The following is a 6,481-nucleotide window of genomic DNA, read 5'->3' on the forward strand; positions in this document are numbered from 1 at the left end:
GTGCCTGGTGCCAGGTGCCTGGTGAGCGGGTTCAGCGCGCGGACGGCAACTGCCCCCACGCCACCAGCACCTTCTGAATTCCGCGCGCATAGGCGTCGCGCTGTTTCGGCGTTTCCGAATGGTAAGCGCCGATCGCGCGCCACGTATTGCCGTGCTTGACCATCTTCTGTTTCAGCAGCCAGGCCGCCACATACACGTTCACGCACGGATCGACCAGCGCGCGATGCGGCACCCCTTCGCGCGCGAGGTCGTCGAAGTGAATCGAGTTGATCTGCAACTGACCCACGTCGATCGAGCCATTTGCGTTCTGCCGTATCGCGCTCGCGTCGCCCTTCGATTCGTACCATGCGAGTGCGCGCAGCACCCACGGATTCACGCCCTGATAAGCCGCTGCTTCGTTGAAGCAGTCGTCGGCTGCTTGCGCGGCGCCGCATACCGACAGGCAGGCAAGTGCTGAGAAGATAATCTTCAAGGACATGACGCATCCTTCCGTTTGATAGTGATGCAGCGTGACCCGCGTCGAAGCGCCGGCCGGTTTATTTGGCCAGCGCCAGATCGATCTGCCGTTGCACCGAGTCGAGATACGCATGCGAGGCGTCGGACACGACGATCCGCACGACCGGGGCGGGCGGGCTTCTGCGCTCCTGCGCCTGCGCCGCCACATGCGTTTTCTTTCGATGCGATACCGGCTTCACCGGCAATTCGTCATCGCCCGCGCCCGGCGGCGGCAGCATGGCCAGCGACGGCAACGGCGGATACACCTTGTCCGCCGCGGCGGGAAACGCGCTGGCGGATTGCAGGTCCGCGCCAGGCTGGCCGGCGAAGGCCGGCGCGCTGAGGAGCATGGCCAGCGCCAGCAAAGTGATGCGAACGGTCACGGTGCCCTCCTTCATTGGACCGTCCTGATCGATACGCTATACGGCTGACCCAATCCGGCGGTGCGGTTCTCGAAGTTCACCCGGCCCGCGCGCTGTGCCGGCACGCCCTTCCACACCGCCTGATTCAGGTACGCGAAGTCCTGCCCCAGCGCCGTCACGAGAACGATTGTGGACTGCGGCTGCGCGGCGGCGAGTGCGCCCGCTTTCGCGAGCACGGTGGTCAGTTGCGGATCGCGCGCGCCGAGCGCGTCGGGCGGAATGTCGAAACTGAGCACCTCGTTCGGCGCCTTGTCCGTATGGGCCGCGCTCGGCGGCGGCATCTGGGCGCAGCCGGCGAGCGCGAACACGGCAGCCAGCAACCCTATCTGTCGCTTCACGGAAATCTCCCGTCGATTCATTGCTATAACGGAGTTTTCGGCAGCCTCGAGGGAAAATTGATACGACGGAAACGCTTCGCCGAAAATCAAAAAGACTTGTCTCAAGATCGGCGCAAACGATTGCTTCGACGCTCGGCGAAGCGAAAATCGAGGCAAAGTTGCCTCGTGATTCCGGCGAGAAAAAAGGAGCAGGCGCAGCCGACGGAAAGCAGATCGCAAGCAGCCGGAAAGCTGACTGGAAAGCAGGATGCGCGTTTTGGCTGCATCAGGCCGTCGGTTCGGCCTCGTGTCCTTGCGTTGCGCCCTCGCCGGCCTGCGCGTGCGCCTCGACCTGCTCGCGCCGGCGCGCTTCGAGCACATCCTGGTAACGCATATACGCGCAACGTCCGCCGGATTTAGCCGCATACATCGCCGCGTCGGCGTTGAGCAGCAATTCTTCCGCCGTGCCGCTGTCGTCGGGAAACTGGCTAATGCCGATGCTCGCGCCCACCGTCATGTTCTGCCCTTCAACCCGGACCTCTTCGTTCAGCGCCTCCATGATGCGCGCGGCGATCGCGGGCGCCGCCTCTGCCGCGCGCGGCCCTTCGATCAGCACGATGAACTCGTCGCCACCCAAACGCGCCACCAGGTCCGCGGAACAGAGCACCTGCTTCAGGCGACGCCCCACCGCGGCGAGCACCGTGTCGCCGACGGAATGGCCGAACTGGTCGTTGATCTGCTTGAAACGGTCGAGGTCGACGAACAGCACGGCGAGGCCTTCCTCTCGCCGCGTTGCTTCCTCGATCGCGCTTTCGAGCTTCTCCATGAACAGGACGCGGTTCGGCAGTCCGGTCAGTCCGTCATGCGTGGCGAGATGCACGAGTTCACGTTGCTTGGCGTGCAGCACGTCCATTTGCGATTTGATTTCGCGCCGCAGCCGGTCGAAGCAGCGCGCCAGCACGCCGATCTCGTCGGTCCGGTTGAGCGGCAGCGTAGGCATGGCGTGTTCGGCGAACAGATGCGTTGCCGCATGCGCGAGCATGTGCAGCGGCTTGGTCAGCGCGCGCGCGAACAGAATGGCGAGGAACAGCGCCAGCACACTGAAAATCAGCACCATGCGCACGATACTGTTGCCAAGCAGATTCGCGCCGGACAGGACGTCTTCGAGCGGCTTGGCGAGACCGAGCACGATGAAGCGGTTGCCCGCCAGATCACCGAAAGGCCTGCGCACGAAAGCGAGTACCTGGCCGGCGGCCTGCTTCGGCCGCGCAAGACCGTCCACCAGCACCTCACCTTGCGACTGTTCGAAGAGCGGCCTCGTGACGGAGAAACTGTCCTGCATCAGCACGCGCCGGCCCCGATCGAAGCCGAAGGTTTTCGAGGCATCCGGATGAACGAGGAAATCGCCCCATTCGTTGGCGAGGTAGACCCGATAGTCGCTCGGCAAATCGCTTTGCAGCCGTTTGAACAGCGCCTCCAGATCGATATCGATCACGACGACGCCCACCACGTCGCCATGCGCGTTCGACACAGGCGTGCCGAGCCGCAGCGTCGGCTTGCCCTGGGCTGCATGCGAGCCGTACTCATGGTTCACCGAGATCGGCGAAATGTAAATGCGGCCCGGCGCAAACGTCAGCGTGTCGAATACATAGGCAAACTGACCTTTCTCCTGCAGGTTCTTCCCTTCGACCCGCACGAGGCCGTCCGCGTCGCGGTCGAAGCGGACCAGTTCGAGCCCATAGTGCTGGCGCGTAATCAGGCGGATTTGCAGGTACTCGAGGTGATGCACCATGAAACTGGAATACACCTGCGCCAGCCGTTCGCGGGCCGCGTTCGGGCCGACGCCGTCGTCGGTCTGCGCGATGTCCGCCGTGGACGGCATGCTCGCGAGCACCAGCGCGTCGGAGCCGACATCGTCGATCGAGGCGGAAAAGCGCTGGCCCAGCAATTCCGTCGACGTAAGCAGGCTGCGCCCGGCTTCGTTCACGAGCATCGTGCGGTTCGCGCGATACGCGTAATAGCCGGTCGCGCCTGACGCGAGCACGCCGATGCACGCGAGCAGCACGGATAATTTGAAGGTCAGCCCGGGGCGTATCATCAAAAACGCTCCGACCGGTCCCCGGACACGATTCTGGCCCACAGGTCCTCGCGCCGCTGAGTATTTTCCACCGGACCGATCCACACGATACGCGCGTTATCGCTGTTTTCCACGGGCGCCGTCAACGTATTGGCGAGTCCCTGGCGTTGTGTCAGCAATGCGCTGACGTCCGGTTCGAGCATGTAATTGATCCACGCGAGCGCAAGCGGCTGATCGGCCGCCGCGCGTGTCATCGACCAGCAATCCAGCCATGCGAGCGCGCCCTCGTCGGGAATCACATAGCCCACGTCGGCGCCCGCCCGGCGCAGCAACTCGACCTGCTGGGTGCCGTAGTTGCCGAACATCAACGCAACCTTATGCTGGATGAAAAACGCGGTCGCCTCCTCGGGCAACGTGTAATAGGTCAACAGATTGCGGCGCAGATCGACGAGTTTGTGAGCAATCGTGCGCATTTGCGCGGCATCGAGTTGAAAGGGATGGGAATAGCCCAGCGCCAACGCAGTGAACGAGAAATTGTGCTGCGCACTGTTGAAGTCGAGCACCTTGCCGCGGTAACGCGGATTCCACAATTCGCGCATGGAGCGCGGCGCCACGGCGACCTGCTTGCGGTCGTAGATCAAACCCATCGACGAGTACGTGAACGGAATGGCGTATGCCTTGCCGCCCGACGTGATGCCGCCAATCGAGGCAAGCGCCTGAAAGCGCGGCAATTGTTTTCTGGTGTTCGGCAACCTGGCGAGGTCGAGCGGCGCCAAAAGATTCGCCTCGGTATAGCGCTGGATTTCGGCGGTATTGGCGGCGAGCACGTCGAAGGGCGGCGTCCCTTTCGCATGCATCTGCGCCCATAGCGCCTCGTCGGAATCGACCAGCGTGACTTCGACGCGGGCCTTGTAACGCGCCTCGAAACGCTTCACCACGTCGGCGTCAGCGTAGCCTGGCCACGCGAGCACGCGCAGGACGTTGTCGTCGGCTTTAACCGGCGCGGCCGCACAAAGGCCGACGGAAAAAACCACGCCGGGTAGAAATGTCAAAAGTCCCAGACAAACGCTGCGACACAATAAATAGGCGCGCGCAAACACGCCGATTCGTGATTGAAAGAATCGTTTACAAACGCGCTTTTCATCTGCCGCAAACATTATGTGCATATACAACACCGTTTAGCAGAAGACCTGATGGCGAGCGTCGACGCACGGAATCGATCCGCGGACTGTCGTCCGGCGACATTCTTCAGACAGATACGCTCTGCGTGAGGCATTGGGCCGGGCGCGAGGAGCAACGATGATAGCGCTAAGAAAACCATTTTTGGTTGTCGGCTTCGCCGAGTCGAACAAATTCCGTCAAACGGGATACAGCAAGCGCGCTCATCTGCATTTAACGGCAGTTTATGCGGAATCTTTAACTCGACTACGGCCGTTTGAAACATTTGAACCCGTGAAACACGAGCGATCTGCGTCTTAACACGTAAGAGTCGCGGCTAAATTGTGCGAGGACAAACCCCGCGACACATTGCTAAAGAAACGCCGCGCGGATGCCGATAAACGTTCGCCTGCCCAGTCCGCCGCCGGCGGTCGAAGGCAGCGTCGCGCGATGCCGCGCGGCCTGTCTTCCGGGTAGTCGACGAGTCGGACAAGAAACAGACAATGCGCTTGAGCAAAACAGAATGGGTGTGGGTGGCCGTGGCGGCCGGATCGATTGCGTGCTTCGGCAGTTGGCTTCAGGGCGAAATGAATCGTGCGGCACTCGAGCGCACCCAGCGCGAAACCCAGGACATGCGCGGCACCTGCGCGGGCATGTCCGCACAGGACGCGCAGATGATGGACAAGGGCGCACTCTGGTGCGGCGAGGTCGGCGCGGAACGCGCGGATTCGCTCGCCAAGGAGTGAATCGCCGTCTTGTGCTCTGCCTGCGCTGGCGCGCGTGGGAACGCGTGGAATCGCGCACCATCCGGGCAGCCGCGACAACCGCGAAGTGACGTGACGTGACGTGACGCACGCACGCACGCAAATTAGCCAACTTCATTACTGCGGCATTACGTGCGCGACACGTACGCGAGACGAGCGGACCTTGCCACCCGATACGCATCAGCGACGCTTTCGCATCTCCACCACATTCACGCATTAGAAGCCAGCCTCTTGCGCCATCCGGTGTTTCACTAGCTACCCAATCTTTTTGAACTGATAAGCTTGGCGCGCGCTGCTGGCCGCCCCGGCTGGCAGCTTCAACCCAAGCCCGGTCGTGAGTCGCGCCGGGTGCCCCGCAGCGGCACAACCGCATGCGGGCGTATTTGAACTACACCGAGGAGTAAAACAGTGAAAAAACTGCTAGCGGCTTTGACGGTTGCTCTGCTTGCTACCGTCTCGATTGGCGCACACGCTAAAGATTGGTCGACCATCCGTTTCGGCGTTGACGCCAGCTACCCCCCGTTTGAGTCGAAGGGCTCGGACGGCAAGCTCGTTGGCTTCGATATCGACCTCGGCAATGAAATCTGCGCGCGCCTGAAGGCCAAGTGCGTGTGGGTCGAAAACGACTTCGACGGCATGATCCCGGCCCTGAAGGCGAAGAAGTTCGACGGCGTGCTGTCGTCGATGTCCATGACGCCGCAACGCGCCGAGCAGATCGCTTTCTCGAACAAACTGTTCAACACCCCGACGCGCCTCGTGGCGAAGAAGGGTTCGGGCATCCTGCCGACGGCCGACTCGCTCAAGGGCAAGACGGTTGGCGTGGAACAAGGCACGATCCAGGAAACGTACGCGAAGACGTACTGGGAAGCGAAGGGCACGAAGGTCGTGCCGTATCAGAACCAGGATCAGGTCTACGCCGACTTGCTGTCGGGCCGTCTGGACGCAGCGCTGCAAGACGCAGTGCAAGCTGAAATCGGCTTCCTGAAGACGCCGCGCGGCGCCGGCTTCGACTTCGTCGGCAAGAACCTCGACGATCCGAAGATCCTCGGCAACGGCGCAGGCATCGGCATGCGCAAGGAAGACACCGATCTGAAAGCGAAGGTCGACAAGGCAATCGCCGACATCATCAAGGACGGTACGTACAAGAAGCTCGAGAAGAAATACTTCGACTTCGACGTGTACGGCGGCTAAGCTGGCCATGCGCGTCTGACGACGCGCCCTGCCGGTTTGCAGAAACTTTCTATTTTA

Annotated in this window: 7 protein-coding genes; 2 read left to right on the forward strand and 5 right to left on the reverse strand. The window is 61.9% G+C overall.

The genetic code is table 11. The features are described from left to right. Positions 1–31: 31 nt before the first annotated feature. The 5 genes from P0D71_RS34940 to P0D71_RS34960 form a co-directional block, all read right to left on the reverse strand. On the reverse strand, positions 32–478 hold the full coding sequence (locus tag P0D71_RS34940; RefSeq protein ID WP_091802779.1) for a lytic transglycosylase domain-containing protein: 447 nt from the start codon (positions 476–478) through the stop codon (positions 32–34). Positions 479–536: 58 nt separating this feature from the next. Continuing rightward, positions 537–878, reverse strand: coding sequence for a hypothetical protein (locus P0D71_RS34945; RefSeq protein WP_408483793.1), 342 nt, complete (start codon positions 876–878; stop codon positions 537–539). A gap of 11 nt (positions 879–889) precedes the next feature. Further along, positions 890–1,198 (reverse strand): hypothetical protein, encoded by a 309-nt coding sequence (locus P0D71_RS34950; protein WP_408483794.1) that lies wholly within the window; start codon positions 1,196–1,198, stop codon positions 890–892. A gap of 322 nt (positions 1,199–1,520) precedes the next feature. Further along, positions 1,521–3,332, reverse strand: a complete 1,812-nt coding sequence (locus tag P0D71_RS34955; RefSeq protein ID WP_091802784.1) for a diguanylate cyclase domain-containing protein — start codon at positions 3,330–3,332, stop codon at positions 1,521–1,523. Continuing rightward, on the reverse strand, positions 3,332–4,477 hold the full coding sequence (locus P0D71_RS34960; RefSeq protein WP_408182230.1) for an ABC transporter substrate-binding protein: 1,146 nt from the start codon (positions 4,475–4,477) through the stop codon (positions 3,332–3,334). The genes P0D71_RS34955 and P0D71_RS34960 overlap by 1 nt, the downstream gene beginning before the upstream one ends. Positions 4,478–4,972: 495 nt before the next feature. Between P0D71_RS34960 and P0D71_RS34965 the strand changes: the two genes are divergently transcribed. After that, positions 4,973–5,215 carry a hypothetical protein gene (locus tag P0D71_RS34965; RefSeq protein WP_091802790.1) on the forward strand — a complete coding sequence of 81 codons (243 nt, stop codon included), beginning with the start codon at positions 4,973–4,975 and terminating at the stop codon, positions 5,213–5,215. A gap of 426 nt (positions 5,216–5,641) precedes the next feature. Continuing rightward, positions 5,642–6,424, forward strand: a complete 783-nt coding sequence (locus P0D71_RS34970; RefSeq protein WP_091802793.1) for an ABC transporter substrate-binding protein — start codon at positions 5,642–5,644, stop codon at positions 6,422–6,424. The last annotated feature ends 57 nt before the right edge of the window (positions 6,425–6,481 follow it).

Origin of the sequence: Paraburkholderia sp. RL17-383-BIF-A (assembly GCF_046028015.1) — a bacterium.
GTDB lineage: Bacteria > Pseudomonadota > Gammaproteobacteria > Burkholderiales > Burkholderiaceae > Paraburkholderia.